A 26,034-nucleotide genomic window follows, 5' to 3' on the forward strand; every position below is an offset into this window, starting at 1 on the left:
TGGTTTTCTTAGACGATGATTTTTCTCTTTGTTTTTTGTTCTGCTTCCAAAATATTTTCGATTCCTTTTATCAAAGCATCGGGGTTAAATGAGATACTGTCAATCCCTTCATTTACTAAAAACGTGGCGAATTCAGGGATGTCGCTCGGTGCTTGTCCGCACAATCCCACTTTTATTTCGTAGCGCTTGGCAACCCGAATGGTTTCTTTTATCAGGGATTTTACAGCAGGATTTTCTTCGCTGAATAAGTAACTGACCAATGCCGAATCGCGATCCAGCCCCAAAGTGAGTTGGGTTAAATCATTGGAACCAATAGAAAAACCATCGAAGAGTTTAGCAAAATCATCCGCCATCAATACATTGCTTGGAATTTCAATCATCACATAAATTTGCAATCCGTTGATGCCTTGTACCAAACCGTTTTTCGCCATTTCGGCCAATACATGTTCACCTTCTTCGAATGTGCGGCAAAACGGAATCATCAGTTTTACATTGTGAAGTCCCATTTCGTTGCGTACTTTTTTCATTGCTTCGCACTCTAGGGCGAAACCTTTTCGATAAAAATCGCTGTAATAACGAGAGGCTCCACGGAAGCCAATCATCGGATTTTCCTCGTCTGGTTCATAATATTTCCCTCCGATAAGGTTGGCGTATTCGTTGCTTTTAAAATCACTCATTCGTACAATCACCTCTTTTGGATAGAAAGCAGCGGCGACAATCGCTACCGCTTCGGCGAGTTTGTCAATGAAATAATTTTTGGGATCTTCATAGCCATTTGTCAATGCCGCTATTTCCGATTTGATATTTGGATCTATTATTTTTTCAGGTTCGCATAACGCTAAAGGATGGATTTTGATGGTATTCGAAATCGCAAATTCCATGCGCATCAAACCCACACCCTGATTGGGATACTGACTTAATTCAAAAGCTCGTTCGGGGTCGGCGAGAATTAGCATCGGATCTGTTTCCGGCATTTTGAGAGTACTGAAATCCTGTTCTTTTATTTCCCATTTTAATTTCCCATCGTAAACATTCCCTTCTTTGCCCTCGGCGCAGGAAACGGTGATTTCCTGTCCGTTTTTTATAGTCGAAGTAGCATTTCCGCATCCTACAACGGCAAGAGTTCCTAATTCCCTGGCTACAATGGCGGCATGGCTGGTGCGCCCGCCTTTATTGGTTATGATTGCCGAAGCTCTTTTCATGATGGGATCCCAATCCGGATTGGTCAAATCAGTGACAATGATTTCTCCGTTTTGCAATAAAGCACCTTCTTGCGGATTGTTCAGAATTCGGGCTTTTCCGGACGCAATCTTATCGCCAAGTGCAATTCCTTTGGTCAAAAGTGTACTTTTTTCCTGGAGTTTATATATTTCCCGAACTTGTTTGTTTGCTTTGCCGTGAACGGTTTCCGGACGGGCCTGAACAATATACAATTGGTTGTTCAAACCGTCTTTTGCCCATTCGATATCCATTGGTTTTTGATAATGTTTTTCAATTTTAGCACACCATCGAGACAGTTGAATGACTTCTTGATTGGTTAAGGAAAATTGATTTTGTTTTTCCAAACTCGTTTCGGTATTTACGATAGTGTTTTCTGCTGAGTTACTTTCTGATGTTTCGGAATAAATCATCGTAAACTCTTTTCTGCCACATTGTTTTTTCAGCATTGGATTCAAATCCATGTTTTCTAAAGTGGGCTTAAAAACCATCCATTCATCTGGCGTAACGGTACCCTGAACTATATTTTCGCCCAGTCCCCAGCATCCGTTGATGATAATGGTATTTTCAAATCCGCTGTCCGGATCTATGGTAAACGCAACTCCTGACGAAGCTTTATCACTCCGCACCATTTGTTGCACACAAACGGAAATGGCAATATCTAATGTAGCAAAGCCCATATCATGACGGTATTTGATGGCGCGATCTGTAAACAAGGACACAAAGCAGCGGTGTACAGCATCTAATAATTGGTCTGGACCGCTAATATTCAAAAAAGATTGCATCTGACCCGCAAAACTGGCGCTTAGCAAATCCTCCGAAGTGGCACTACTGCGAACCGCCACATTTAGATTATTTATTCCGCATTGTTCACCAAGTGATTGATAGGCTGTGTTTATTTCGTCCCGAATTTCGGAGGGAATAGTTGCTGATAAAATGAGTTTTCTTGCTTTTTCTCCAATAGCAGAAAGATTCGAATACTCTTTGGTATCCAATGACAACAGCAATTCTTGAAGCGGTTGCTCCAGATTATTTTGTTTACGGAATAATCGGTAGGCTTCTGCGGTAATAGCAAAGCCGTTTGGAATGGCGATGCCAATTGGGTTGAGCTGATTGTACATTTCTCCCAACGAAGCGTTTTTGCCACCAACTTCACTAAGGGCTTCAATACCAATTTGATTGAAAAAAAGGATGTGTTTGTAATTTGCCATTTCTTATTTTTTTTAAATAGAAACAAACCATTGTTTTAGGCTGTTAAAATTATAACATTAGAAAAAATAGTGATGGGGCGGGCTTTTAAATTAATCCGATAGTAAATTTTGAAATTCAGCAGTAGGTCTGAAATTTACATATCGTTTGTTAGGTTTAGAGAAGCGAGTAGTAGGAATTCCTTCTTGCTAAAACCAATACTGTAAATTTAATAAAATAAATTTTCTAATCTTAAAAAATACTATTTATTTTAAAGATTAACTTACTGTTTATCAGGATAATGTGTGTTTTGTCGAGTGCTTTTGAAATATTTTTATTTTTAATTGAAAGTATTGATTTTTGGAAGGTTTTTTCAATAGAAAAGTTTTCAAATTCATACGCTCTAATGACCTATTTTTTTAAATAAATGAAGTTAAGAATGCATGTTTTGAATTAAATTTAAAAATAAGGAGTAATGATTTATAAATAAATATCTTCATAAAAAAAGGTAATATAAAATGTGTTTTCTGTTACCATTTTCTTTATTCGAAGTATTTAATACAACGGGTTATATCACTTTTTAACTCATCTGAAATTGCAACTAAGACCACTCCATAAATTTGTAATTTTTGACTCTTTATTTGCACCGTCAAAAATTCCAGATAATCCTGATGCTGTTGAAAATTCGTAACCTAAACTGGTTTTGTTCACTGTGATTACATAAGCACTTTCCATTTCAGCTCTTGTAGATCCAATGCTGATTCCTGCCATTGTAGAAATCCTTGGACTATTCTCTGAATTGCTTCCCACGAACCAACCCGCAAAATACCACTCGGTTTCTGGTGTTTTAGATTCAGATTCTTTTTTCTGAAATACTAGTGTCAGTCCATTGTTCCATGTAGCCATTTTTAAAGGTCCGGCACCGCATTCGGTGTTTATTCCAATAGATTTTGGTTTGGACTGGAGAATGTTATTTACTATTTCAGTCATTTGGTCAAATGGTTTACCAAAAGGGATTTCTGAGGTGGAACCGGTATTTTTATTTACTATCTGCAATGCATTAGAAGTCAGAATCAATCCGTGCGTACTTTTAGTTTCAACATTTGTTGTACTGTCTGGGGTCTTTTCCGTATTTTCTTCAACAATGGAAACAGTGTCCTGCACATTATTTGTTACTGGAATTTTAGATGAATTATTGTCTTTGTTTTGGCAACCGATTAGGATTGCGGAAACAAGAAGTAAAAGAGTAAAGTGTTTCATAAGATGTATGTAGCTGAATTATTTTAAATGTTAGGAATTTCCGGTAATGTCAGTTGATTATTTTAGCCACGAATTACACTAATTTTCACGAATCTTTATTTAATTTCAAAAAAACAGTAAAAATCATTGTGATTAGTGGTTGACTTTTTAAGCATTTATCTCCTGTAATTTTTGATACTAACGGAAAGTTATAAAAAATGATTGCTGTTTTCAAATACAGTTAAACCTGATTCCATTTCAAAGTTAGTCAAAGCTGTTGTCTACGGCAAAAAATGAACTGTTATTTGTTTGTGACATCGCATAAAAAAACCGTTGCACTACTGCAACGGTTTCTTGTAGAATAAGTTAAAACCTTATTTAGGCATAACTACAGTATCAATTGCATGAATAACTCCATTTGAAGCAGCTACATCAGCAAGAACAACTGTTGCAGTTCCGCCGTTTGCATCTGTCAACATCACTTTTCCGTCTTTCAAGCTTAAAACAATAGTACCACCTTGAACAGTTGTAACAGTGTATTTTCCGTTATTTTTGTTGATTGCATCAATTACTGTTGCAGCATCAAATTTTCCTGATACCACATGATACGTCAAAACTGCTTTCAGTTTGTCAAGACTTTCTGGTTTCAATAAACCATCTACAGTTCCTGCAGGAAGTTTGTCAAATGCTGCATTGTTTGGTGCAAAAACGGTGAAAGGACCCTCTCCGCTTAATGTTTCCACTAATCCTGCCGCTTTTACAGCTGTAACCAATGTTGAGAAATCTGCATTTCCTGAAGCTACGCCCACAATGTTTGGTGTTTCAGCAACAGCCATTGTGTCTACTGCTACAGCTGTTGTATCAGCCATATCTGTTGATTCAGCTGGTTTTTTCTCTCCACAAGAAGTAGCGATTACTCCTAACAATGCAAATGCACTAATTGTTTTTACTAATTTCATAGTCAATATTTTTAAGTTTAAATTAAATTAAGATATTCAAAGATAGCTATTTATCTGTTTTGTTTAATATTTTTAACAAATAATTAAACAAATAATAAAATAGCGATTCATTTGTAGACTAGAAATGATTGCAATTATTTTTTAGAATTTAGCAGATATATCGGATTTCTTGAGACATGCAATACTAAAGGAGGAAATAAGCGAGTTTTTTTGAGTCAAGAATAAAATATATAATTAACAATAATTCCTTAGCAGCTGTATACAATATAAAAGCCCCTCAAAAAATAATCTTTGAGGGGCTTTTATCCTATATTATTTTAAAAATAGAATTGAATATTTTTCTAGATCAAGGATATATTATTAGGAATATGAAGGCAAATAAATTGACTAAAAGCACAACTCCATAAACGATATTGGTCCTGCCGCTACTCAGAGACAGCATTACTGTAAATACAGAAAGTGCTAATAAAATAATTGACTTGATACCCAGCCCTAAGATAATTTCGATATCATAAATGAAACATACAACTGCCACACTTGGAATTGTCAAACCAATACTTGCTAGCGCAGATCCCAGTGACAGGTTTAAACTGGTTTGAAGTTTATTGTTTCTAGCCGCTATGATTGCTGCAATTCCTTCCGGCAATAAGATTATAGCTGCAATTACAACTCCAACCAATGATACCGGTAAGTTGCGACTAATAACGATACTTTCGATAGTGGGCGAAAGTGTTTTTGCCAACAATACAACAATCCCAAGGCTTGCTATCAGGAATATCAAACTAATTGTTAATACCCAATTACTAATTATAATAGGTTTTTCATTTTTATTTGTATCTGTTGAAAGAAAATATTCTCTGTGTCTGGAGGTTTGTGCAAACAAAAAGAAAGAATATATGACCAGACAGGCGATAGAGGCAAATATAAGTTGCGGTTTTGAGTAATAGGAACCTTCGGCACTTTCTGTAAAAGTAGGTATGACCAATGTGAAAACTACGATTGAGATCAGTGAAACAAGGGCAATAGTTACGGAATGTTTAGAAAACTTTTGTTCGTGATGTTTTAGTCCTCCAATAAAAAGACACATTCCTACAATTCCATTAAGAATAAGCATTGTTGCAGAGTAAACGGTGTCTCTGGCTAGAGAAACAGCTTCTTTACCACCAGAAAGCATTAACGATATTATTATTGAAACTTCAATTACTGTTATTGAAATTGCAAGTATGATTGTTCCGTAAGGTTCCCCAACGCGATGAGCAATTATTTCAGAATGATGCACTGCTGACATTACACTTAAAATGAGCATTATACTTGCTAATATTTGGAAGATTTCGCTGTTATTGATGATTCCGGAAAAAAATAGAATCCAAGAAAGAGTGGGAATAATAATAGTCCATTGGAGGAATAAACGCATGTTTTTTTGATTTTTTTGAAAGCCGTTAGCGGATACTTTCAGGTTATTTTTGTACAAAAAAAGCACAAAAAATTTTATGTATTTGAAACAAAAATTTGTCTAATATCCTAAATGAGATTGTACGACGATTATTTTTTTGTTCCAATATCTTCAAATATAAATGATTTTTTCCTAGAAAGCATCATTTTTTTTAATATATCAGCGTGTTTTTTATGTTTTTGTGTAAAGAGTATGAGTCTTAGATTGCTCGTATTTACATCTAATCCTTAGCGTAGTTTTGTAAAATGTGCCTGTTCCAAAATTTAAAATAAATCTAATAAAGCCAACTCTAATTCCTTCTCTAATTTGGTCTCCGGTTATTGTGGCTTTATACTTTGTTTATATTTTTTTTTTAAAATAACAAAAAGCCATGAATTACTCATAGCTTTTCGTGTGATTACTTGTGTGCAAAAGTGAACGAAAACACGAAACCAAACCAAAAATACTTCTCAAAAAAAAGAGAACACTAATTCCTCTTGATATTCTCTCTAAAATTTTACGATAAGTGTATAGTGTTGACGGCAGGTACTTCGGTTCCGTTCAACAGGAATTTCATTGTTAGTGCTTCGCACGTAACGAATCTCTAGCTGTTGTATGCTGGCTTTATTCCATAACTACTTCTCGATATATTCCAATTGGACTAATCGCAATTTTTGGATAATTCGGAACAAAAAAGAATTTTTCAAAATTTTCAAATGTTGAAAAGACATTTCTAAAGATTTTATCATAATTAATTGCTTCAGTTAATTCATGGTCTTCATAATAATTAAATTCATCATTTAAATCAACTCTAACATCTTCTTTTTGAGGACATGAAGTAATTATTCCAAAAAGTGTAAGTTTAATATTTGGACGACTTCCATATGTGAAAATTACATTTTCAAAATCTCCGTTTACTAAATATTCACTCTTGAGGTTTGATAGTATTTGAAATTCAGGAAACAAGTCAAATGGAGCTAATCTAAAATTTAATCTGTTTGGTGAAAATGTATCCAAAAATACTTTTACTCTTTCTACAAATGTTTCGTCTAAAAGTTGAGCTTCAGATAATTCTTCGATAGTTTTGTCAAATTTTTTTTCTATTGCTTTTAGTTTAGTTAGTTCTTTCACGTTATTTGCTTTAGCAAGACCGCGTTTTAGTTCACTGATTTCTTTTTTTTGAGCAATTATTTCTGGGCTGTTTTCAAGTGCTGATGAATAAATTAATCTTTGTATATCATTAAAGTTTGTCATGATTTTTTTAAATCTTTCAAAATCTTCAAATGAACACCAACCAGTTGCTTTAATGTATGTATAATTTGGTACTTTTTCTAAAAAGTCATTGAATGAAGTTGTTAATGATAAGTTTAAGTCTTTAAGAATATTCTTTTCATCAAGTTTTTTTTCAACATCATTAAGTAATTCATGATAAAGTTCAATTCGCTCGGTTCTAATTCTTCGGTCTTTATCTGAACTTCCAACACTTCCTTTTAAAATTTTTAAATCAAATCCAAATTCTGAATTCAAACCACCTTCCTCTTCAATCGCTTTTGTTATTTCATTGATTATTCCTCCACTTAATTGACTACTTATTGATTTAGCTTTATCATAGTCAAAATAAATTAAATCTTTTATTGATTTCATTATCTGTTTTTTTAGGATTTTTAAGAAGCTTGCATACAACTTGTATAGGCGGTACTGCGTAGCGTATTACTTTCAAATATACACTTTAAATATTATCTTACAAATCTTCATATGGACTTTTTATTTGTAGGATATTTTTGAACGTACAAGAACATCTATTCAGCAACTGTGCGTAAAGGATGGAAGTGGAGCTCTTTATTGTTTTATCCCGAAGGGTAAAACAATAAAAGCGGGAACAAACAGCCTGACCTTGTTGCGGTACTCAGTAAAGTAATTTATACAATAGCACTGCAACAAGGACACGCCCAAAAAAATAAACACCATAAAAAAAAACCGACTTGTTTTCACAAATCGGTTCCTATTTAAAGAGGTTTTTCGTTTATACAAATAAGCCTTCGATACTTAAATAATGTTCGCCAGTGTCATAGCAAAAAGTCAGGACTTTGGCATTTTCAGGGATTTCTGAGAGTTTTTTAGCCACGGCAGCGAGTGATGCTCCAGAAGAGATTCCTACGAACATGCCTTCTTCTTTGGCTGCTCTTTGGGCATAGGCAAATGCTTCGTCTTTGCTCACTTGGATGGTTCCGTCCAATAGATCCGTATGCAGGTTTGTGGGGATAAATCCTGCTCCAATCCCTTGAATGGGGTGGGGAGCCGGTGCGCCTCCGCTGATAACGGGTGAAGCTTCGGGTTCTACGGCGTAGACTTTCAGGTTGGGGAAATGTTGTTTTAATATTTCGGCACAACCCGTGATGTGACCGCCAGTTCCTACGCCGGTAATCAAATAATCCAGTCCGTCAGGGAACGCTTTTATGATTTCCTGAGCGGTGGTTGTTTTATGAATTTCAATATTGGCAGGATTCTCAAACTGAAGAGGTGACCAGGCATTTGGCATTTCGGCGACTAATTCCTGTGCTTTTTCCAGTGCGCCTTTCATTCCTTTTTCTCGGGGCGTCAAGACAAATTCGGCACCATAAAGGCTCATGAGTCGGCGTCTTTCTATAGACATCGATTCTGGCATCACCAGCACTAATTTATAGCCTTTTACGGCGGCGACCATTGCGAGTCCAATTCCTGTATTTCCGGATGTGGCTTCAATGATTGTGCCTCCTGCTTTTAGTAATCCTTTGGTTTCGGCATCTTCAATCATCGCAAGAGCGATTCGGTCCTTGATGCTTGCTCCAGGATTAGCACGTTCCAGTTTGATCCAAACATTGTGGTTGGCACCAAATAAACGATTGATTTTTACGTGTGGCGTATTGCCTATTGTTTCGAGTATGTTGTTGTATTTCATAGTATTTATATGGAGAAAAAATTAATATCTTTTATTTCCTGCTGGTTTAAAACCGTGTTTTTATTGGATTGCATGACAAACGAATAGGGATTCACACTCTTCGTGATAAACGTGTTTCCGCCTACAATGCTGTGATTTCCTATAATGGTGCTTCCGCCCAAAATAGTGGCATTGGCATAAATAATAACATGATCTTCTACGGTAGGATGGCGTTTTTTTTCTTGCATGCTTTTCTCAACTTGCAATGCTCCCAATGTCACTCCTTGATAAATACTGACAAATTTCCCGATGATTGTGGTCTCACCAATGACAATTCCGGTACCATGATCAATCATAAAAGGAACATCGATGGTGGCACTTGGGTGAATGTCAATTCCGGTTTTGCTGTGCGCATATTCGGTAAGAATTCGCGGCAGTAGACAAGTGGTTCGGGAAGCAATTGCATTTGCAATACGATAAACTTCAATGGCAAAAAAACCGGGATAGGAATTGATAATTTCCTGAATGCAATCGGCAGCAGGATCTGTGTCTAATATGGCTTGTGCATCTTTTTGCATCGAATCATATAGTTTCGGAAGTCCGGTATAAAAAGATTCGGCATCATCCAGAATTTCATTTGCCGTTTTGTCTTTTACAATCTCCGAAAGAATGGCAATAAAATTGGCTTTGTTTTGGTCTAAAAGCAATTCGATTTGGATGGTTTCCAAAGCTTTTTCGGGGAATAATATTTTGAATAAATCATCAATCCAAGTGATGATTTTGGAAGAATCGATGGCTCTTACCCAATTTTTATTTTGGTTTTTATGCAGTGTATTCGAAAAACGGTTGGTTTCAGTATTCATTTATAATGGAATAATATCAGAATTAAACGAGAAAAAAGACTCGAAATACAAATATAGAGCAGAATTGAATAGGTTCATAACCCTGCTGTGTAAATAAATGTTAATATGTTAAATTCCCACAAAATGGATGCTTTGTGTTGCAAATGCTACTATAAAAAAACCGATTGGCGAAAGTCAATCGGATTCCTATTTATGATATCGAAAATGAATTATTTGAATGTTTAAAATGATAAATAGCTTCAAGAATATGGAAGTTCAATAACGAGATTTCGCTACCAATTACTTAATAAAAATCCTGTTTTTTGAATTAATAACTTTACTGTACATGGCGTCAAATGTATACTGTTTTATAAAACCGGATATCTTTTTTAATTCATTGATTTGATGTAAAGTCGAACGTTTGATGGTGCGTGACATTCTAATTAGATTATCAGTATTGTCATCAATTTCCATGGCTATTATGGATTGAATAATGTCTTTTTTCTTGATATGCCCGACCATTCCTTGCTCAGTAATGTCATTAAACTGTTGGAGTTTTTCTGCGATTCTCAAATTTTGAATGCCTTGATACGTATAATTTGGTTGTTTGTCTAAAAAGGTTTTCTTCAAATTCGGGATTAAAGAATCATTTATCCCATTAGATAAGCTAGCGGTTTCCACTTTTATAATCGAAAACTGAATAGCTGTATCTTTTTTGAAATGTAATATAGTATTTATACTTCTCTTACTGGTTACAACACTTGAAAGGTGTTTTCTGAGCGTTGATTGGTGACCAGATATACCAAAGCTATGTTTGAATGTTCCCTCAGTGCAATACGCAAATACAATTGACGATGCGCTCAATGATTCCATACTTAGCGTTACATCATCTGCAAATCTCATGTTAACCTGAATAGAAGTAATACCATTTATGAAGGTTACTGCGTCAATATTTCCCTTAATCAAATCAGTATCAAGTGCTAATTTAAATCCGTTGTTGTTTGAATTTAAAACGCCATCAAAAGAAGTTTCAAGGTCACTAAAAACTTCATTTATTGTTCCGGCATTCAGATAAATATTTCTCATAAGACATCTATTTAAATAATTATAAAGAAAATGGATTTCGTTTAGTTAACTATTTTAATTTATTCAAATTACGGAATAAGGGCTGCATTTTTTGTTACGTAATTCTGTCTAAAACTTTCATAATTCTTATAACTATTTTATCTCTTGGCGAATGCATTAAGGATATAAAAAAATCCGATTTGCTTTAACAAATCGGATTAATATATAATCTGAAATCTTTATTCTAAATTCTATAAGTGGATTACCTCACCATACGCATCAGCAACAGCTTCCATAACCGCCTCACTCATGGTTGGGTGTGGGTGAATTGATTTTAGGATTTCATGTCCTGTAGTTTCCAGTTTACGCGCCACAACTGCCTCAGCAATCATATCGGTAACTCCGGCTCCAATCATGTGACATCCTAACCATTCGCCGTATTTAGCATCAAAGATTACTTTTACAAAACCATCCGGAGTTCCGGCAGCTTTCGCTTTTCCTGAAGCTGAGAACGGGAATTTACCAATTTTCAATTCGTATCCTTTTTCTTTAGCTTGTTTTTCAGTCAAACCTACTGAAGCAATTTCTGGAGTCGCATACGTACAACCCGGAACGTTTCCGTAATCGATAGGTTCTACATGTAATCCTGCAATTTTCTCCACACAATTGATACCTTCCGCAGAAGCTACGTGCGCTAACGCTTGTCCTGGCGTAACATCACCAATGGCGTAATAACCTGGAATGTTCGTTTGGTTGTATGCATTTACCAAAATTTTATCTTTGTCAGTAGCGATTCCTACTTCTTCTAATCCTATGTTTTCAATGTTGGTTTTGATTCCAACAGCCGAAAGTAAAATCTCCGCTTCCAAAACTTCTTCTCCTTTAGCCGTTTTCACAAATGCTTTAACACCTGCTCCAGTTGTATCAATTCTCTCAACAGATGAGTTTGTCATGATTTTGATCCCTGCTTTTTTCAAAGAACGCTCCATTTGTTTCGAAATGTCTTCGTCTTCAACAGGAACTACATTTGGCATAAATTCTACGATGGTAACTTCAGTTCCCATTGAGTTATAGAAATGTGCAAATTCAACTCCAATCGCTCCTGAACCAACAATAATCATCGATTTTGGTTGTGTTGGTAATGTCATTGCTTGTCTGTAACCAATTACTTTTACACCATCTTGAGGTAAGTTTGGCAACTCACGAGAACGTGCTCCAGTAGCTACGATAATATGATCTGCACTGTATTCAGTAACTTTATTGTCTTTGTCAGTAACATCAACTTTCTTTCCTGGTTTTAGTTTTCCAAAACCATCAATTACGTCGATTTTATTTTTTTTCATCAAGAATTGAACACCTTTGCTCATTCCGTCAGCTACTGAACGGCTGCGTTGTACAACAGCAGGAAAGTCTTTATCAAATGATGAAACCGTCAATCCGTAATCAGAAGCGTGTTTTAGATAATCAAAAACCTGAGCTGATTTTAATAATGCTTTTGTTGGGATACAACCCCAGTTCAAGCATACACCGCCTAAGTTTTCTTTTTCTATTACGGCTACTTTAAAGCCTAATTGTGATGCTCTAATAGCTGTAACATAACCACCTGGACCACTTCCTAAAACTATAATATCGTATTTCATTTCAAAGTTTTTTATTTGTTTTTTGTTGATAAATGAATTCGTAAAAACTCATTTCTTTTATGTGTTTTTTTGTGTTTAATTGATTGGGCGAATTTAAGGATTTATTCTGTTTTGAGAAAGTTTCAAAGTAATAAAGTGGCAAACTAACCAATTTTCAGAAATTTACGATCCTCAAACTCTTTAATAAATCTTTGTGTCCTTCTCGGTTAAAAACTAATTCGCTACTGAAAACTGTGAATCGTACAAATTCTTGTAATACCCACTTTCGCGGTTGATTAATTCCTGGTGTGTGCCTTGTTCTACAATCAGTCCTTTGTCCATTACCACAATTTTATCAGCATTGACAATCGTTGCCAAGCGGTGCGCAATCACAATAGATGTTCTGCCTTTGGTAATAGTTTCCGTGGCGCGCTGAATCAATTCTTCAGAATACGTATCTATTGATGAAGTGGCTTCGTCCAAAATCAAAATACTTGGATTACTCACATACGCTCTCAAGAAAGCAATCAATTGGCGTTGACCGGAAGAAAGCATAACGCCGCGTTCCTTAACATCAAAATCATAATTATCAGGTAAACTCATGATGAATTCGTGTACGCCAATTTTTTTGGCTGCAGCCAAAACCTGTTCCCGACTAATTTCAGAATTATTCAAGGTAATGTTATTGAAAATAGTATCTGCAAAAAGGAATACATCCTGCAATACAACCGCAATTTGTTTGCGTAAAGAACCTAAAGTGTAATTCTCAATATTGTGATTGTCGATATAAATAGAACCGCTGTTAATTTCGTAAAAACGATTCAGCAAGTTAATAATCGTAGATTTTCCGGCACCGGTAGAGCCTACAATGGCAATGGTTTGACCGGCACTCACCTCTAAATCAATTCCTTTTATCACTTCTTCATCCGGAATATATCCAAAACGAACTTTTTTGAACTTGATATCTCCTTTAAAAATCGGAGCTTCGATAGTTCCGGTATCCTGAATTTGATCTTCAGTATCTAAAATGTCAAAAACACGGTTTGCTGCAATCATTCCCAGCTGCATCTCGTTGAATTTATCCGCAATTTGACGCAACGGATTGAATAACATTCCGATGAACATCGTGTACGAAAATAAATCTCCAAAAGTGGTAAAATTATCCCCGTTTAATATCTTGATTCCGCCATATAACACAATAAAACCAAGCGTTAATGACGAAATAATATCGGCAATAGGGAAGAAGATGGAGTTGTAAAGAATGGTTTTTATCCACGCTTTTTTGTGCTTGTCGTTGATATTTTTGAATTTTTCGTACTCAATTTTTTCACGGTTAAAGAGTTGGACAATCTTCATTCCTGTTACCCGTTCCTGCACAAAGGAGTTCATATTTGCTATTTGGGTTCGCACTTCTTCGAAAGCGACTTGCATTTTCTTTTGGAAAATTCGGGTGAAGAAAACCAGAATTGGCATTGCCACAATCACAATCCAAGTCAAGGTCCAGTTCATGTAAAACATAAAAGCCAATACGACAACCATTTTCATTAAGTCACTAATAATCATGAATAATCCCTGACTGAAAATTCGGGCAATCGATTCAATATCCGAAACCGAACGCGTTACGAGTTGGCCCACAGGAACGTGATCAAAATATTTCATTCGGAAACTTAGAATATGTTGAAACAGTTTCGTCCGAATGTCTTTTACAATATCCTGACCGAGCCAGTTCGCCCAATAGACAAAGTAAAATTGCGAAAATACCTCCAGTAAAAGCACAATTCCCATCAAGATGACATACATCAATAATCCCTGTTGATCTTGCGTTGCAATGTAACCATCCACGGTTTGCTTCAATAAATACGGACGCAATGCCGCAAAAATCGATAGCGAAATGGCGAAAATAATTACACCATTAAAACGCCATTGATAGGGTTTGGTGAATTTTAATATTCGTTTGAATAATCTGGTATCAAATGCTTTTGCTTTCATATTTTTTGGAGCTGTTCCTGCTATTCGTTGCAATCTTTTATGTTTTTGGCAGCAAAAACATAAAAGGATTTTCACTGCTATCAGGGCTATTGCGTAATGTAATGGTATTCTATTTTGGTTAAATACAAACCATGCGCCGGAACCGAAAAACCAGCATTATCTCGGTTTTTACTTTCTATGATGGCAGTAAAATCAGCCAATGTAATCTTATGTAATCCTATGTTTACTAATGTTCCCACAATTGCCCGTACCATATTTCGTAAAAAACGATTGGCCGAAATTGTAAAAATCAGGTTGCCATTTTCTTGCTTCCAATTGGCTTCAAAAATCGTGCAGTCAAATGTATTTACATCCGTATTTACTTTTGAAAAACACTGAAAATCAGTGTGATTGAACAATAGTTGTGCCGCTTCATTCATTAAATCGACATCCAATTTTTGATGGAAATACCAGCTTTGCTCTTGCGAAAAAACATCTTTGAATGAATTGATATGATATTCGTAGGTTCTTTTTGTGGCATCAAAACGAGTATGCGCTTCATCATGTACCGGAATAATGTCATAAATAACAATGTCTTTGGGCAAATAAGAGTTGAGTTTGTGTACTAAACTTGGAGTGTCCAACGATTTGTCAAAATCAAAATGAGCATACATCTCTTTCGCATGAACTCCGGTATCTGTTCTTCCGGCTCCCATAAGATTGATGGTTGTATTCAATAGCACAGAAAACGCTTTGTTCATTGTTTCCTGAACGGAAGCAGCATTGGGTTGGTATTGCCAGCCGTGATAATGGGTTCCGTTGTATGCTAATTTGATAAAATATCTCAAGTGAATTTTTTTGAAGCCACAAAGATACTTATTAATTTTTTTGCCACGAAGTCGCATTGGTGCAAACTTTGCTAAGTTTCGATTTCATTTTTTATTTGGAATTTGAATGTTTATTTTTACCACAAAATCCTAGCCCTGATTGTAACGGAAATCCTTTTTAATCGCCTTTTCGGCGGATAAAAAGATTGAAGTGGAAAGCGGGAAATAGCTCCAGATTGCCTCAAGCGTTGCAATGATAACATAAATATGAAAAAAATACTTCTGCTTTCCGATACGCACAGTCACATTGATGATACGATTTTGAAATATGTCGTGCAGGCTGACGAGGTTTGGCATGCCGGAGATATTGGTGATTTGGCCGTGACTGATACTATAAAAAAGCTAAAACCGCTACGTTGCGTGTATGGGAATATCGACGATGCCAAGGCGCGAATGGAATTTCCATTGCACAATCGTTTTATGTGTGAAGGAGTGGATGTTTGGATTACGCATATTGGCGGTTATCCTGGGAAATACAATCCCAATATTAAAGTGGAGATGGAATCGAATCCTCCAAAATTATTTATTTGTGGCCATTCGCATATCCTGAAAGTTATTTTTGATAAAAAACATAATTTATTGCACATGAATCCAGGAGCCGCTGGAAAAAGTGGTTTTCACCAAGTACGTACCATGTTGCGATTTGTTATTGAAGGCGACAAAATCAAGGATATGGAAATTATTGAGATGGAAAAACGGGTGTAGTTATTTTTTTTTGATAGGTAATAGGCACTTCAATAGTAACAGTTGTTCCTGAATTGAGCTTAGAATTTATTAGAATGGTTCCTTTTAGATTGTTTATTCGGGCTTTGATTTGGTTGATTCCGAAACCTTCCAGAATATAAAATTTATCGTTGTCAAATCCTTTACCGTTATCCTCGATTTTGATTTGGAGTGAATTATTGTTTTCTTGAATAGTCAAATTTGCCTGAGTGGCGCGGCTGTGTTTTATAATATTGTTTAATAATTCCATTATGATAAAATACATTTTCATCTCAAAATTTTCATTGTAACGTGTTTTTGTAGGCACCACAATATAGTAGTTAAATTGAATTACCGAGTTAGAGTTTTTTTCGCATAAATCTTCTAAGGCATAAAATAAACCAAATCGTGCTAAAAGGGTTGGCATCAGTTCATGAGATAAATCCCTTATTTGATCGTGTGCTTCTTCTAATATGGCTTTGGTTTTTATGATTTCTTCTGCATTAGTGTGGTTTTTAGAGGTAAATGCATTGAGGTGCAACCCTGCAGAGGATAATAAAGCACTGATGTTATCATGTAAAAACGAAGCGATTTTTTTTCGTTCTAATTCTTGTCCGTTGATAGAGGCGTTGATCGTATTTTGTTGCAGTTGACTTTGTATGTCTTTAATTTTATTTTTTTGTTTTAGCTGTGTATTTTGAGAATAGAGATAAAAAAGGATGGACAATACCAATAGGATTCCGAGTAATAATATAACAATTTTTTTGTTTCTGGATTGCTCTTGTATTAGTATAGATTCTTTTGTTTTGTAGTCATTTCCTATTTTGTCGATTTCTCTTTTATACTCGTCAATTTGAAGATTTATTCCGACAACATTTGCTTTGTTGAGTTTTTCCTCGATATTTAATTCATCTGTAATTTTATTGTATAATTCAAGGTTTTTATACGCATTTTCATAGTCGTTTTTTTTTAATAAAAATTTAGAGAATTCATAATGCGAATAGGATAAATCAGATTTTTGATTTCCTTCGGTTCCTAGTTTTATCGCATTTTGGAAAAAAACGACCGCCTTTTCAGGGTTGTTTTTATAGCTGTGATACATCCCGTTGAGCATGTTGAGTGCAACAATAGTAGATTCGTCTCCGTGTTTTTTGTGGTATTTATTGATGAATTTTAAATGAGGAAACCCTTTTTCAAATTGGCCAATATCAAAATAGGCCCAAGTCAGGTTGAGATTGGTAAAAACAATTTGCATGGAATCCTTCGATTTTTCGCTGTATTCTAAAGACTTTTTATAATAAAAAATTCCTTTTTCGTATTGTTTTTTATCAAAGCAATAGATGTTTCCTATATTGTTATTCAGCCAATTTTTTAACTCATCATTGTTGGTTTTATTAGCATATAAAAGTCCTTTTTTATAGTAAAAAAAAGCTTTGTCGAACTCTGCTAATCCATCAAAATTAGCTCCAATCGTGTTGTATACGGATGCAATAAGATTATTGTCATTAATAGCGATGGCATACTTTAAAGCAAGTCTTGATTTTATTAAAGATTTTTCAAAATTTCCGGCATCCATATCTTTTAGTGCCTCATTTGATATTTGGGTAATCTCCTTTAGTGTGTTTTTTTTTTCTTTAGCAAAAGAGGGGATATTGAAAAAATGGATTAGAATTAGTATCAATATAAAAATTCGATGTGGAGCCATAAATAATGTATCTCTATTTAAATGTATTGTTTTGAAAAGCTAAGCTACTTAAAGTCTGAATTATAGATTTAGGATTTTACTAAATTATTTCTCAAGGCATATTTGACAAGACTAATCGAGTTTTTTGCATCTAATTTTTTCATTATATTTTTCCGATGCGTCTCAACCGTGTTGGTACTGATAAATAACCGATCACTGATTTCCTTACCACTATATTCCAATGAAATCAATGTGATGATTTCTAATTCCCTTTCGGTTAAAATCGAATTTGGATTTGATTCTTGTCTGTTTAGTTTTGGATTATCTTTAGTGACTGTACTAAATATTTTTTCTCTGACGGATTTACAAAAATATTCTTCTCCTCTGGAAACGGTTTGTATTGCTTCAACTATATTATCTCCAGCACATTTTTTTGTAAGATAGCCGCTTGCTCCAAGTTTCATGACTTCTTTTATTATTCTTAAGTCATCGTGACTGGATAAAATAATTACTTTACAAGGAAATCCTTTTTCTGAAAATTCCTTAATGACTTCAATACCATCTTTTTCGGGCATGTTAATATCCAGAATAAGGATGTCAGATTTGTTATCGGTGACTTCATTAAAAATACTACTGCCATTGAGTGAAAACCCTACTACTTCAAAGACAGGAATGGTGTGCAATAAAGTACGAATGCCATCAATAAGAATTTGATGGTCATCAGCGAGATGAATTCTAATTTTTTTTAACATATCGTAATTGTTATGTCAAATTTATGAAAAATAAATAGGCAGGAGGCTCTTTTTATAAGATTTTTATTGTTTTTTTATGAAACGTATATTTTAGGATACAAAAAAACCCGAATTGTTACATTCGGGTTTCCTTCGCACTAATAAACTAAAGTTTATAGGTTTACCTCAATCTGTCCACAGATTTTACAAGATCCTCATCCTTTTTGATAGCCTTATTAGCCAAGACTAATAATACGATAGCAATTACAGGTAGAAACATCCCAATACCTTTCTCCGAAACAGCGGGTGTTTCTCCAGATAGATTTAGTGAACGATATACAAACAATCCTAATAAAATCAAATTTAATATGATATTCAATCTGCCAATAACAAATTGATTTTGTCTTTTTTTATAGGAAACAATACTCAGTAACGTCAGCGTAGTGCTCAATCCCAATAGTATCGTATACACTTGGCTTTGCATGAAATAATACGCTGTATCATCACTCATCGTCCATAACGGAATAAAAAATAGCAAGATGCCGGTAACTACAAAAGCAAGTAGTAAATAAATGGTTTGAATTCTTTGTATCATTTGTTAAATATGTTTTACAAAAATATATTTTCTTTTTTAAAAATACTATTGTCTGATTAAATTTTATTCGTATTATTGCATCATAATTCCGTAAGCACTTCATACTGCGGTTGATTCAATTTAAAGTTCACTACCTATCTTTTACATTATTTCCAAAAATTAATTAAACTCATAGAACATTCATGTTTGATATTTCTGCATTAAAAGAAATGAAGCTTTCTGAGCTTCAAGAAATAGCTAAATCAGCTAAAACCATAAAATTTAACGGTGTAAAAAAAGAGACTTTAATCAGTCAAATTTTAGAGCATCAAGTGGCTGACGCTGATCCTACATTGGATACAAAAACAGAAAGTAATCTGGAAGACGATAAACCTAAAAGAGAAAGAGCTAGAATACTGCCTGTGAAAAAAGCAGCTATTCAGAAAACACCAAAAAACAATCTTTTCGAAACGGAAGAAATCAAAGCAGATACAAGTGTTGACGCTGAAAATACTTCTACTGAAGCATTACCTGTTTCTAAAGAGGAAGAGCTACCTTCAACTCAAGAGCTTGAATCAGGTGAAAAAAAAGTGGGTAAGGTAATTAAGTTTAATAAATCAGCTTACGAGAAGAAAATAGCTTTAAAAAAGGATAAAGAAGAAGGAAAAGAAATAGCAAAAGAGACTGATGCTACAGCAGAAATCACAACCGAAGAAAAAGTTGATGTTCCTGTTCCTACAAAAAAAATAAATCCAAACCAATTACATAAGCTGAATCCAAATCCAAACGGAAATGGAAATCCAAATCCAAATCCAAATTTCAAAAATAAGAAAAGCAATTTTGCCGCTTCTGATTTTGAATTTGACGGAATCATAGAAAGTGAAGGCGTTCTGGAGATGATGCCTGATGGGTATGGTTTCTTGCGTTCTTCGGATTATAATTATTTGGCTTCACCAGATGATATTTATTTATCGACTTCTCAAATCAGGTTGTTCGGTCTTAAAACTGGAGATACGGTAAAAGGTGTGGTTCGTCCACCAAAAGAAGGAGAGAAATTTTTTCCATTAGTTCGAGTTTTAAAAATTAACGGACACGATCCTCAAGTGGTTCGTGACCGAGTTTCATTCGAACATTTAACGCCAGTATTTCCATCAGAAAAATTCAAATTGGCCGAAAAACAAAGCACGATTTCAACCAGAATTATCGATTTGTTTTCACCAATAGGAAAAGGACAACGTGGAATGATTGTGGCGCAGCCTAAAACAGGTAAAACCATGTTGCTGAAGGAAATTGCCAATGCAATTGCGGCGAACCATCCTGAAGTATACTTAATTGTTTTATTGATAGATGAGCGTCCGGAAGAAGTCACAGACATGCAACGTAGTGTGCGTGGTGAAGTAATCGCTTCAACATTTGACAGAGAGCCGCAAGAGCATGTGAAAATTGCAAATATCGTTCTTGAAAAAGCAAAACGATTGGTAGAATGTGGTCATGATGTGGTGATTTTATTGGACTCGATTACGCGTTTGGCGAGAGCGTATAATACGGTACAGCCTGCTTCGGGTAAAGTATTAAGTGGAGGTGTGGATGCGAATGCATTGCAAAAACCAAAACGTTTCTTTGGAGCGGCACGTAATGTAGAAAATGGCGGTTCATTAAGTATTATTGCTACCGCATTGACTGAAACGGGTTCTAAAATGGACGAAGTTATCTTCGAAGAATTTAAAGGTACTGGTAATATGGAATTGCAATTGGATAGAAAAATTGCCAATAAACGTATTTTCCCAGCAATCGATTTGACTTCTTCAAGTACAAGACGAGATGATATGTTATTGGATCCAAAAACATTGCAAAGAATGTGGATTATGCGAAAATACCTTTCGGATATGAATCCGGTGGAAGCAATGGATTTTATTAATGATCGTTTCAAGAAAACGAAAAATAATGAAGAGTTCTTAATTTCAATGAATGATTAATTATAAAGGTTCAAAGTTTTTTTAGTTTAATGTTTAAGGTTAGAAAAAGATTAAACTGAAAAAAAAATAATTACATAAAAAAAGTCCTCGAAATTTCGAGGACTTTTTTTGTAAATTATAGAGTGTAAAATCTAATTTTTATTCTATTTCTTTTTGTACTCTTTTTTCTTTCTGTTCTACACTTTCTTTACGTTCTAACAAAGCCATGTAGAATCCGTCAAAACCTGACTCTGAAGCCAATATTTTTTGGTCTTTTATAAAGTTGAATTGTTTACCAATGTCAGTTGTCAAAAAGCGTTCTACCTGTTCTTGATTTTCCGATGGTAATATAGAACAAGTCGCATATACTAATTTTCCTCCTGGTTTTACAATTTTAGAATAACTCTCTAAAACTTCCGATTGTACTTTACGGATATTATCAATAAATTCCGGTTTCAATTTCCATTTAGCATCTGGGTTTCTTTTCAAAACGCCTAAACCGCTACAAGGCGCATCAATTAAAACACGGTCTGCTTTTTCGTGTAGTTTTTTGATGATTTTTGTAGAATCAATGATGCGGTATTCAATATTGAAAGCACCGTCTCTTTTGGCTCTGATTTTTAATTGCTTCAATTTACTTTCATACAAATCCATAGCGATTAATTGTCCTTTGTTTTCCATCAAAGAAGCAATATGCAATGTTTTTCCACCTGCACCTGCACAGGTATCAACCACGCGCATTCCTGGTTTTACATCAAGAAAAGCAGCTACTAATTGTGAGTTTGCATCCTGAACTTCAAAGAAACCTTGTTTGAAAGCGTCAGTCAGGAAAACATTCGCTCTTTCTTTCAGTACTAAAGCATCGGGTTGATTTTTCAACATTTCAGTTTCAATGTTTAAATCCATCAAAATAGCACGTAGCGCTTCTCTGGTCGTCTTAAGGGTATTTACTCTTAATATTACTTTAGCAGGTTGGTTTTGAGCTGCTATTTCAGTTGCCCAAATTTTCTCCCCTAATTCTTTAACGCCTAATTCATCCATCCAGTCCGGAATAGATTCTTTCAATGCTCTCACTTTAGAAAGTTCGTCAAAACGTCCTTTTATTTTTCGTTCCGGAGTTCCTTCCAGTTGTCGCCAATCCGGAATAGGATATCCTCTCAATACTGCCCAAACAGAGAACATTCTCCAAAGATTATCTCTGTCAAAAGGTTCTTTTACTTCGGCTATATCTGCGTATAATCTTTTCCAACGCACAATTTCGTAGATGGTTTCGGCAACAAACTTTCTGTCAGAGCTTCCCCAACGTTTGTCTTTTTTTAAAGATCTGGCAACTACTTTATCCGCATATTCACCTTCGTTAAAAATGGCGTTTAAAGCATCTATTGTTGTGTAAACTAAATTTCTGTGTAATCTCATTTTAAATAATTGAGGTGCAAAGGTACTATTAATTGATTGAATGTTATATTTTTAATAATGAATGTTGTTTTTAAATTTTTCGACAAAAAAAAAACACTGTATTACTACAGTGTTTTATGGATGATTTTAAAAGCAAAAAAGTTATTTTACTCTTGTCAATCCTATATTTTCAGGAGCATGAAGTACCATTGGAAATTTCTCCACTTTTACGGAACTGCTGTCTAGACCAAAGGCTCTCTCTTCGGATAAACTTAGTTTTTTAATGAAGAAATAGGAATTCATAATTATTTTTTCATGCCATCTTAAGTCACTATCATTAGAAAGAAACTTTTCAGATAAGACAAATTTGAAATCACCTATGATATTGTTTTTGTTCAAAGATTCATATCTGCTGGTTATATCTACTTCTCCTTTTTTTACCATGTCTCTGATTACTTCTCTAAACATCAGGTTTATTTTGGTAGGCTCTCTAAAACCAAGATTAAAGTCTACACGATACAAATCATCTTTGACAATTTCGGTTACTTTATATTCGGTTTTGTAAGGTTCTGTTAGTATATTCACGTGAACAAACCAGTAGATGTCGGCTCTTTTGGGTCTTTTTTGCAAAATAGAATACATTACTTTTTCTTCTATTTCATCTGTTCTTCCGGCATTGGTCATGTAAACTAAATGCGTGGCATATTTAGGTATCGATAAATCGGCACTTAATTCAACAAGCACTTTTTTGTAATCCTCAATTTTAACGATTTTGGTGTAGCTTTTATTAATTTTCTTCGCCAAATACCAAATGGTCATTATGCTGATTAAAGTAATTGCTATGAAAAGCGTTACATAACCACCGTCAGCGAACTTAGTAATATTAGCAGCGAGAAAACTAAATTCTATGGCTAAATAAATGGTAATCAACGGTATGATAAAATATAATTTTACTCTTTTCATGATTAAATAAAAATTAAGTAAAATAGTGGTCATAATCATACATAAGATAATGGCCAGACCATAAGCATGTTCCATATTGCTGGATTCTTCAAAATGCAATACGATTCCAACACAGCCAAAAAACAGTAACCAGTTGATTGATGGAATATACAACTGCCCTTTTAATTCAGTAGGATATTTGATTTTTACTTTTGGCCAAAAATTCAATCGCATCGCTTCATTTATTAAGGTAAATGAGCCACTAATTAAGGCTTGCGAAGCAATTACAGCAGCAAGAGTTGCTATTACAATTCCTATAGGTTGAAACCAGTCTGGCATAATTAAGTAAAATGGATTTCCATTTTTTCCACCCAAACTTTGCAATGTTTCTCCTTCATGCTGAATTAAATAAGCCGCTTGTCCAAAATAATTAAGTACTAAGGCAGTTTTTACAAAAATCCAGCTGATTCTAATGTTTTTTCGTCCGCAATGTCCCATGTCAGAGTACAATGCTTCCGCGCCTGTTGTACAAAGGAATACAAATCCTAAAACAAAAAAGCCTTCGGGATGAATGGTCAATAAATGATAGGCATAATAGGGGTTGATGGCTCTAAAAACATCAGTATGTTGTGCTATTTGGATACATCCCAAAATAGCAAGCATTCCAAACCAAATCAGCATCATTGGAGCGAAAAACTTACCGACTAATTTGGTTCCAAATTGCTGTATAGCAAAAAGTACGAATAGAATAGTTATTACAATTGGAATTGTATTTATTTCGGGATAATAAGTTCTAATCCCTTCTACAGCAGAAGATACAGATATTGGAGGTGTAATGATTCCGTCCGCTAATAAGGCACTTCCTCCTATTATTGCAGGGACTATCAGCCATTGAATTTTTGTTTTTTTGACCAAAGCATATAATGCAAAAATACCTCCTTCACCGTGATTATCAGCACTTAAAGTTATGAGTACATATTTGATAGTGGTTTGAAGGGTAAGTGTCCAAAATACACATGATATGCCACCTAAAACAACATCCGCGTTTATGATATGCTCGCCTAATATGGCTTTCATTACGTATAGTGGTGATGTTCCTATGTCACCGTAAATTATTCCTAATGAAATTAATAAACCACCTAATGTCCATTTACTATGCAGGTCTTTGTGCGATGCGCTCATGTAATATTTTTAAAAAACTTGTCAAAAATACACTTTTAAAATAAATTAGAGCTTTTTATCCAATAAAAAAACACGGCTATCAAAGCCGTGTTTTTTAGTTTCTTTTTTAATATATTTTTAGGATCTTCTATTGTCGTTTCGGGAAGAATTCCCTCTTTGACTTTCTGTTCTTTGCGGCGCTGATTCTCTTGAAGAATTTCCTCTGCTTTGAGATTCTGCTCTTTGTGGGGCAGCTTGTCTTGACGGGGTTGTTCTGTTTTGAGAATAATCTCTCTGGGAATTTCCTCTTTGCGGTGTAGCCTGACTAGAAGGATTGGTTCTGTTTTGAGCATAATCTCTTTGAGTATTCCCTCTTTGCGGTGTTGCCTGACTAGAAGGATTGGTTCTGTTTTGAGAATAATCCCTTTGAGAATTTCCTCTTTGTGGCGTTGCCTGAGTAGAAGGACTAGTTCTGTTTTGAGAATAATCCCTTTGAGAATTTCCTCTTTGCGGTGTTGCCTGACTAGAAGGATTGGTTCTGTTTTGAGAATACTCTCTCTGCGAATTCCCCCTTTGTGGTGCTTCCTGACTAGAAGGATTGGTTCTGTTTTGAGAATACTCTCTCTGCGAATTTCCTCTTTGTGGTGTTGCCTGATTAGAAGAATTAGTTCTGTTTTGAGAATAATCTCTTGAAGATCCTGCTCTTTGTGGTCCAGCTTCTCTAGATGTAACGGCTCTTCTATTAGAATAACCAGTTTCATTTCTTGATCCTCTTCTTTGGTCTAATTCATATCGGTTCGTTACATTAGCGTTTCTTCTTGAAAAAGAATAGTTCGGGTTTTGTCTTTCATAACCATTTGAGCGTCTTGAATTATGTAATACTACAGCGCGATTACTTCTTCTGTTAGTAACATAATTGTAATTGTTGTTAATGTTTAAACTGATATTAATGTTATTTCTATATCGGAACACAGGGAACGGATTCCATGCATAATAATAGGAAGGATAATAACCCCAATTCCAAGTGGAATAATATGGACGATAATTAGGTGACCAGAATGAAGCATAAATTACAGGAGTACTGTAATAAACGGGCTCATAAATATAATTTTCACCATACATGAAAACATCTCCTACTACTTGAACATGAATTTTATTGTTTCTGTCTTTTTCAACATCAATTGTAGCCACATCTTGGTAGACATCGTCATCAATTACGGATTGGACTATGATTAAGTGTGTTCTATTTTCTACTGTTTCAATAACCCGTAAATAATCAACTTCATTATCATTATTCAAATCTAAATTTGATATTTGAAGTTCAGGATCATTCAGCCGTCTTTCAAAATCCTGCAGGTCTCTAGATTCGCCAAAAATAGAAGCAACAGCTCTCAAATCAAGATTATCGCTGATTTCGGCATTCATGGCATTTACTGATGTTCTATCTTGCGCTTGTGTTTGTGTTGCGAAAACAGAAGTCAATAGACTCAATAATAGTAGTTTCGTTTTCATAATAAATTGGATTAAGTTTTCCCTTTTTTTTCAATATCCAATTA

Annotated in this window: 19 protein-coding genes; 2 read left to right on the forward strand and 17 right to left on the reverse strand. The window is 34.8% G+C overall.

Annotation, left to right across the window (positions count from 1 at the left end; all coding sequences use genetic code 11):
* Window positions 1–8: 8 nt before the first annotated feature.
* The 11 genes from ppsA to truA all read right to left on the reverse strand — a co-directional run bounded on the left by ppsA (window position 9) and on the right by truA (window position 15,295).
* Entirely contained in the window at window positions 9–2,429 is a 2,421-nt protein-coding gene (gene ppsA, locus BMX64_RS11820) for a phosphoenolpyruvate synthase (RefSeq protein WP_091172101.1), read from the reverse strand.
* Window positions 2,430–2,991: 562 nt separating this feature from the next.
* A complete protein-coding gene (locus BMX64_RS11825; protein WP_091172103.1) occupies window positions 2,992–3,666 on the reverse strand; it encodes a hypothetical protein in 675 nt (224 codons plus the stop codon).
* Between the two features lie 353 nt (window positions 3,667–4,019).
* The gene (locus BMX64_RS11830; protein ID WP_091172105.1) at window positions 4,020–4,604 is read right to left on the reverse strand and encodes a fasciclin domain-containing protein; all 585 of its coding nucleotides are present in this window, start codon (window positions 4,602–4,604) and stop codon (window positions 4,020–4,022) included.
* Window positions 4,605–4,950: 346 nt separating this feature from the next.
* The gene (locus BMX64_RS11835; RefSeq protein ID WP_091172210.1) at window positions 4,951–6,018 is read right to left on the reverse strand and encodes a calcium:cation antiporter; all 1,068 of its coding nucleotides are present in this window, start codon (window positions 6,016–6,018) and stop codon (window positions 4,951–4,953) included.
* Between the two features lie 642 nt (window positions 6,019–6,660).
* Window positions 6,661–7,680, reverse strand: a complete 1,020-nt coding sequence (locus tag BMX64_RS11840) for a DUF6414 family protein (RefSeq protein WP_091172107.1) — start codon at window positions 7,678–7,680, stop codon at window positions 6,661–6,663.
* Between the two features lie 379 nt (window positions 7,681–8,059).
* Window positions 8,060–8,974, reverse strand: coding sequence for a cysteine synthase A (gene cysK, locus BMX64_RS11845; protein WP_091172109.1), 915 nt, complete (start codon window positions 8,972–8,974; stop codon window positions 8,060–8,062).
* 5 nt (window positions 8,975–8,979) lie between these two features.
* Window positions 8,980–9,816 carry a serine O-acetyltransferase gene (locus BMX64_RS11850; protein WP_167543061.1) on the reverse strand — a complete coding sequence of 279 codons (837 nt, stop codon included), beginning with the start codon at window positions 9,814–9,816 and terminating at the stop codon, window positions 8,980–8,982.
* A 279-nt stretch (window positions 9,817–10,095) separates the two neighbouring features.
* The gene (locus BMX64_RS11855; RefSeq protein ID WP_091172110.1) at window positions 10,096–10,881 is read right to left on the reverse strand and encodes a hypothetical protein; all 786 of its coding nucleotides are present in this window, start codon (window positions 10,879–10,881) and stop codon (window positions 10,096–10,098) included.
* 230 nt (window positions 10,882–11,111) lie between these two features.
* Complete coding sequence (lpdA, locus tag BMX64_RS11860; RefSeq protein WP_091172113.1) at window positions 11,112–12,500, reverse strand: dihydrolipoyl dehydrogenase; 1,389 nt, start codon at window positions 12,498–12,500, stop codon at window positions 11,112–11,114.
* Between the two features lie 213 nt (window positions 12,501–12,713).
* Complete coding sequence (locus tag BMX64_RS11865; protein WP_091172211.1) at window positions 12,714–14,468, reverse strand: ABC transporter ATP-binding protein; 1,755 nt, start codon at window positions 14,466–14,468, stop codon at window positions 12,714–12,716.
* A gap of 86 nt (window positions 14,469–14,554) precedes the next feature.
* Complete coding sequence (gene truA / locus BMX64_RS11870; protein ID WP_091172212.1) at window positions 14,555–15,295, reverse strand: tRNA pseudouridine(38-40) synthase TruA; 741 nt, start codon at window positions 15,293–15,295, stop codon at window positions 14,555–14,557.
* Between the two features lie 246 nt (window positions 15,296–15,541).
* On the opposite strand from truA, the gene BMX64_RS11875 reads away from it, so the two are divergent.
* A complete protein-coding gene (locus BMX64_RS11875) occupies window positions 15,542–16,039 on the forward strand; it encodes a metallophosphoesterase family protein (protein ID WP_091172115.1) in 498 nt (165 codons plus the stop codon).
* Here the strand turns inward: BMX64_RS11875 and BMX64_RS11880 are convergent.
* The 3 genes from BMX64_RS11880 to BMX64_RS11890 all read right to left on the reverse strand — a co-directional run bounded on the left by BMX64_RS11880 (window position 16,014) and on the right by BMX64_RS11890 (window position 19,046).
* Window positions 16,014–17,717: a tetratricopeptide repeat-containing sensor histidine kinase gene (locus BMX64_RS11880; protein ID WP_244273291.1), complete on the reverse strand. Its 1,704-nt coding sequence runs from the start codon at window positions 17,715–17,717 to the stop codon at window positions 16,014–16,016. The genes BMX64_RS11875 and BMX64_RS11880 overlap by 26 nt on opposite strands.
* A gap of 92 nt (window positions 17,718–17,809) precedes the next feature.
* Window positions 17,810–18,472, reverse strand: coding sequence for a response regulator (locus BMX64_RS11885; RefSeq protein ID WP_091172119.1), 663 nt, complete (start codon window positions 18,470–18,472; stop codon window positions 17,810–17,812).
* Between the two features lie 160 nt (window positions 18,473–18,632).
* Window positions 18,633–19,046, reverse strand: coding sequence for a DUF4293 family protein (locus tag BMX64_RS11890; protein WP_091172121.1), 414 nt, complete (start codon window positions 19,044–19,046; stop codon window positions 18,633–18,635).
* Between the two features lie 182 nt (window positions 19,047–19,228).
* On the opposite strand from BMX64_RS11890, the gene rho reads away from it, so the two are divergent.
* On the forward strand, window positions 19,229–21,001 hold the full coding sequence (rho, locus tag BMX64_RS11895) for a transcription termination factor Rho (RefSeq protein WP_091172123.1): 1,773 nt from the start codon (window positions 19,229–19,231) through the stop codon (window positions 20,999–21,001).
* A gap of 138 nt (window positions 21,002–21,139) precedes the next feature.
* Here rho and BMX64_RS11900 read toward each other — a convergent pair whose 3' ends face one another.
* From BMX64_RS11900 to BMX64_RS11910, 3 genes are all read right to left on the reverse strand, one after another.
* Window positions 21,140–22,396: an RsmB/NOP family class I SAM-dependent RNA methyltransferase gene (locus tag BMX64_RS11900; protein ID WP_091172126.1), complete on the reverse strand. Its 1,257-nt coding sequence runs from the start codon at window positions 22,394–22,396 to the stop codon at window positions 21,140–21,142.
* A gap of 141 nt (window positions 22,397–22,537) precedes the next feature.
* Window positions 22,538–24,499 carry a KUP/HAK/KT family potassium transporter gene (locus BMX64_RS11905; protein WP_091172127.1) on the reverse strand — a complete coding sequence of 654 codons (1,962 nt, stop codon included), beginning with the start codon at window positions 24,497–24,499 and terminating at the stop codon, window positions 22,538–22,540.
* A 117-nt stretch (window positions 24,500–24,616) separates the two neighbouring features.
* The gene (locus BMX64_RS11910) at window positions 24,617–25,990 is read right to left on the reverse strand and encodes a hypothetical protein (protein ID WP_091172129.1); all 1,374 of its coding nucleotides are present in this window, start codon (window positions 25,988–25,990) and stop codon (window positions 24,617–24,619) included.
* Window positions 25,991–26,034 lie beyond the last annotated feature (44 nt).

It is taken from the genome of Flavobacterium sinopsychrotolerans (assembly GCF_900110375.1).
GTDB lineage: Bacteria > Bacteroidota > Bacteroidia > Flavobacteriales > Flavobacteriaceae > Flavobacterium > Flavobacterium sinopsychrotolerans.

What these genes read in the sequence shown, in the direction of transcription:
- ppsA (WP_091172101.1), bottom strand. Translation starts at nt 2,429, where the DNA reads ATGGCAAATTACAAACACATCCTTTTTTTCAATCAAATTGGTATTGAA.
- BMX64_RS11825 (WP_091172103.1), bottom strand. Translation starts at nt 3,666, where the DNA reads ATGAAACACTTTACTCTTTTACTTCTTGTTTCCGCAATCCTAATCGGT.
- BMX64_RS11830 (WP_091172105.1), bottom strand. Translation starts at nt 4,604, where the DNA reads ATGAAATTAGTAAAAACAATTAGTGCATTTGCATTGTTAGGAGTAATC.
- BMX64_RS11835 (WP_091172210.1), bottom strand. Translation starts at nt 6,018, where the DNA reads ATGCGTTTATTCCTCCAATGGACTATTATTATTCCCACTCTTTCTTGG.
- BMX64_RS11840 (WP_091172107.1), bottom strand. Translation starts at nt 7,680, where the DNA reads ATGAAATCAATAAAAGATTTAATTTATTTTGACTATGATAAAGCTAAA.
- cysK (WP_091172109.1), bottom strand. Translation starts at nt 8,974, where the DNA reads ATGAAATACAACAACATACTCGAAACAATAGGCAATACGCCACACGTA.
- BMX64_RS11850 (WP_167543061.1), bottom strand. Translation starts at nt 9,816, where the DNA reads ATGAATACTGAAACCAACCGTTTTTCGAATACACTGCATAAAAACCAA.
- BMX64_RS11855 (WP_091172110.1), bottom strand. Translation starts at nt 10,881, where the DNA reads ATGAGAAATATTTATCTGAATGCCGGAACAATAAATGAAGTTTTTAGT.
- lpdA (WP_091172113.1), bottom strand. Translation starts at nt 12,500, where the DNA reads ATGAAATACGATATTATAGTTTTAGGAAGTGGTCCAGGTGGTTATGTT.
- BMX64_RS11865 (WP_091172211.1), bottom strand. Translation starts at nt 14,468, where the DNA reads ATGAAAGCAAAAGCATTTGATACCAGATTATTCAAACGAATATTAAAA.
- BMX64_RS11875 (WP_091172115.1), top strand. Translation starts at nt 15,542, where the DNA reads ATGAAAAAAATACTTCTGCTTTCCGATACGCACAGTCACATTGATGAT.
- BMX64_RS11885 (WP_091172119.1), bottom strand. Translation starts at nt 18,472, where the DNA reads ATGTTAAAAAAAATTAGAATTCATCTCGCTGATGACCATCAAATTCTT.
- BMX64_RS11890 (WP_091172121.1), bottom strand. Translation starts at nt 19,046, where the DNA reads ATGATACAAAGAATTCAAACCATTTATTTACTACTTGCTTTTGTAGTT.
- rho (WP_091172123.1), top strand. Translation starts at nt 19,229, where the DNA reads ATGTTTGATATTTCTGCATTAAAAGAAATGAAGCTTTCTGAGCTTCAA.
- BMX64_RS11900 (WP_091172126.1), bottom strand. Translation starts at nt 22,396, where the DNA reads ATGAGATTACACAGAAATTTAGTTTACACAACAATAGATGCTTTAAAC.
- BMX64_RS11905 (WP_091172127.1), bottom strand. Translation starts at nt 24,499, where the DNA reads ATGAGCGCATCGCACAAAGACCTGCATAGTAAATGGACATTAGGTGGT.
- BMX64_RS11910 (WP_091172129.1), bottom strand. Translation starts at nt 25,990, where the DNA reads ATGAAAACGAAACTACTATTATTGAGTCTATTGACTTCTGTTTTCGCA.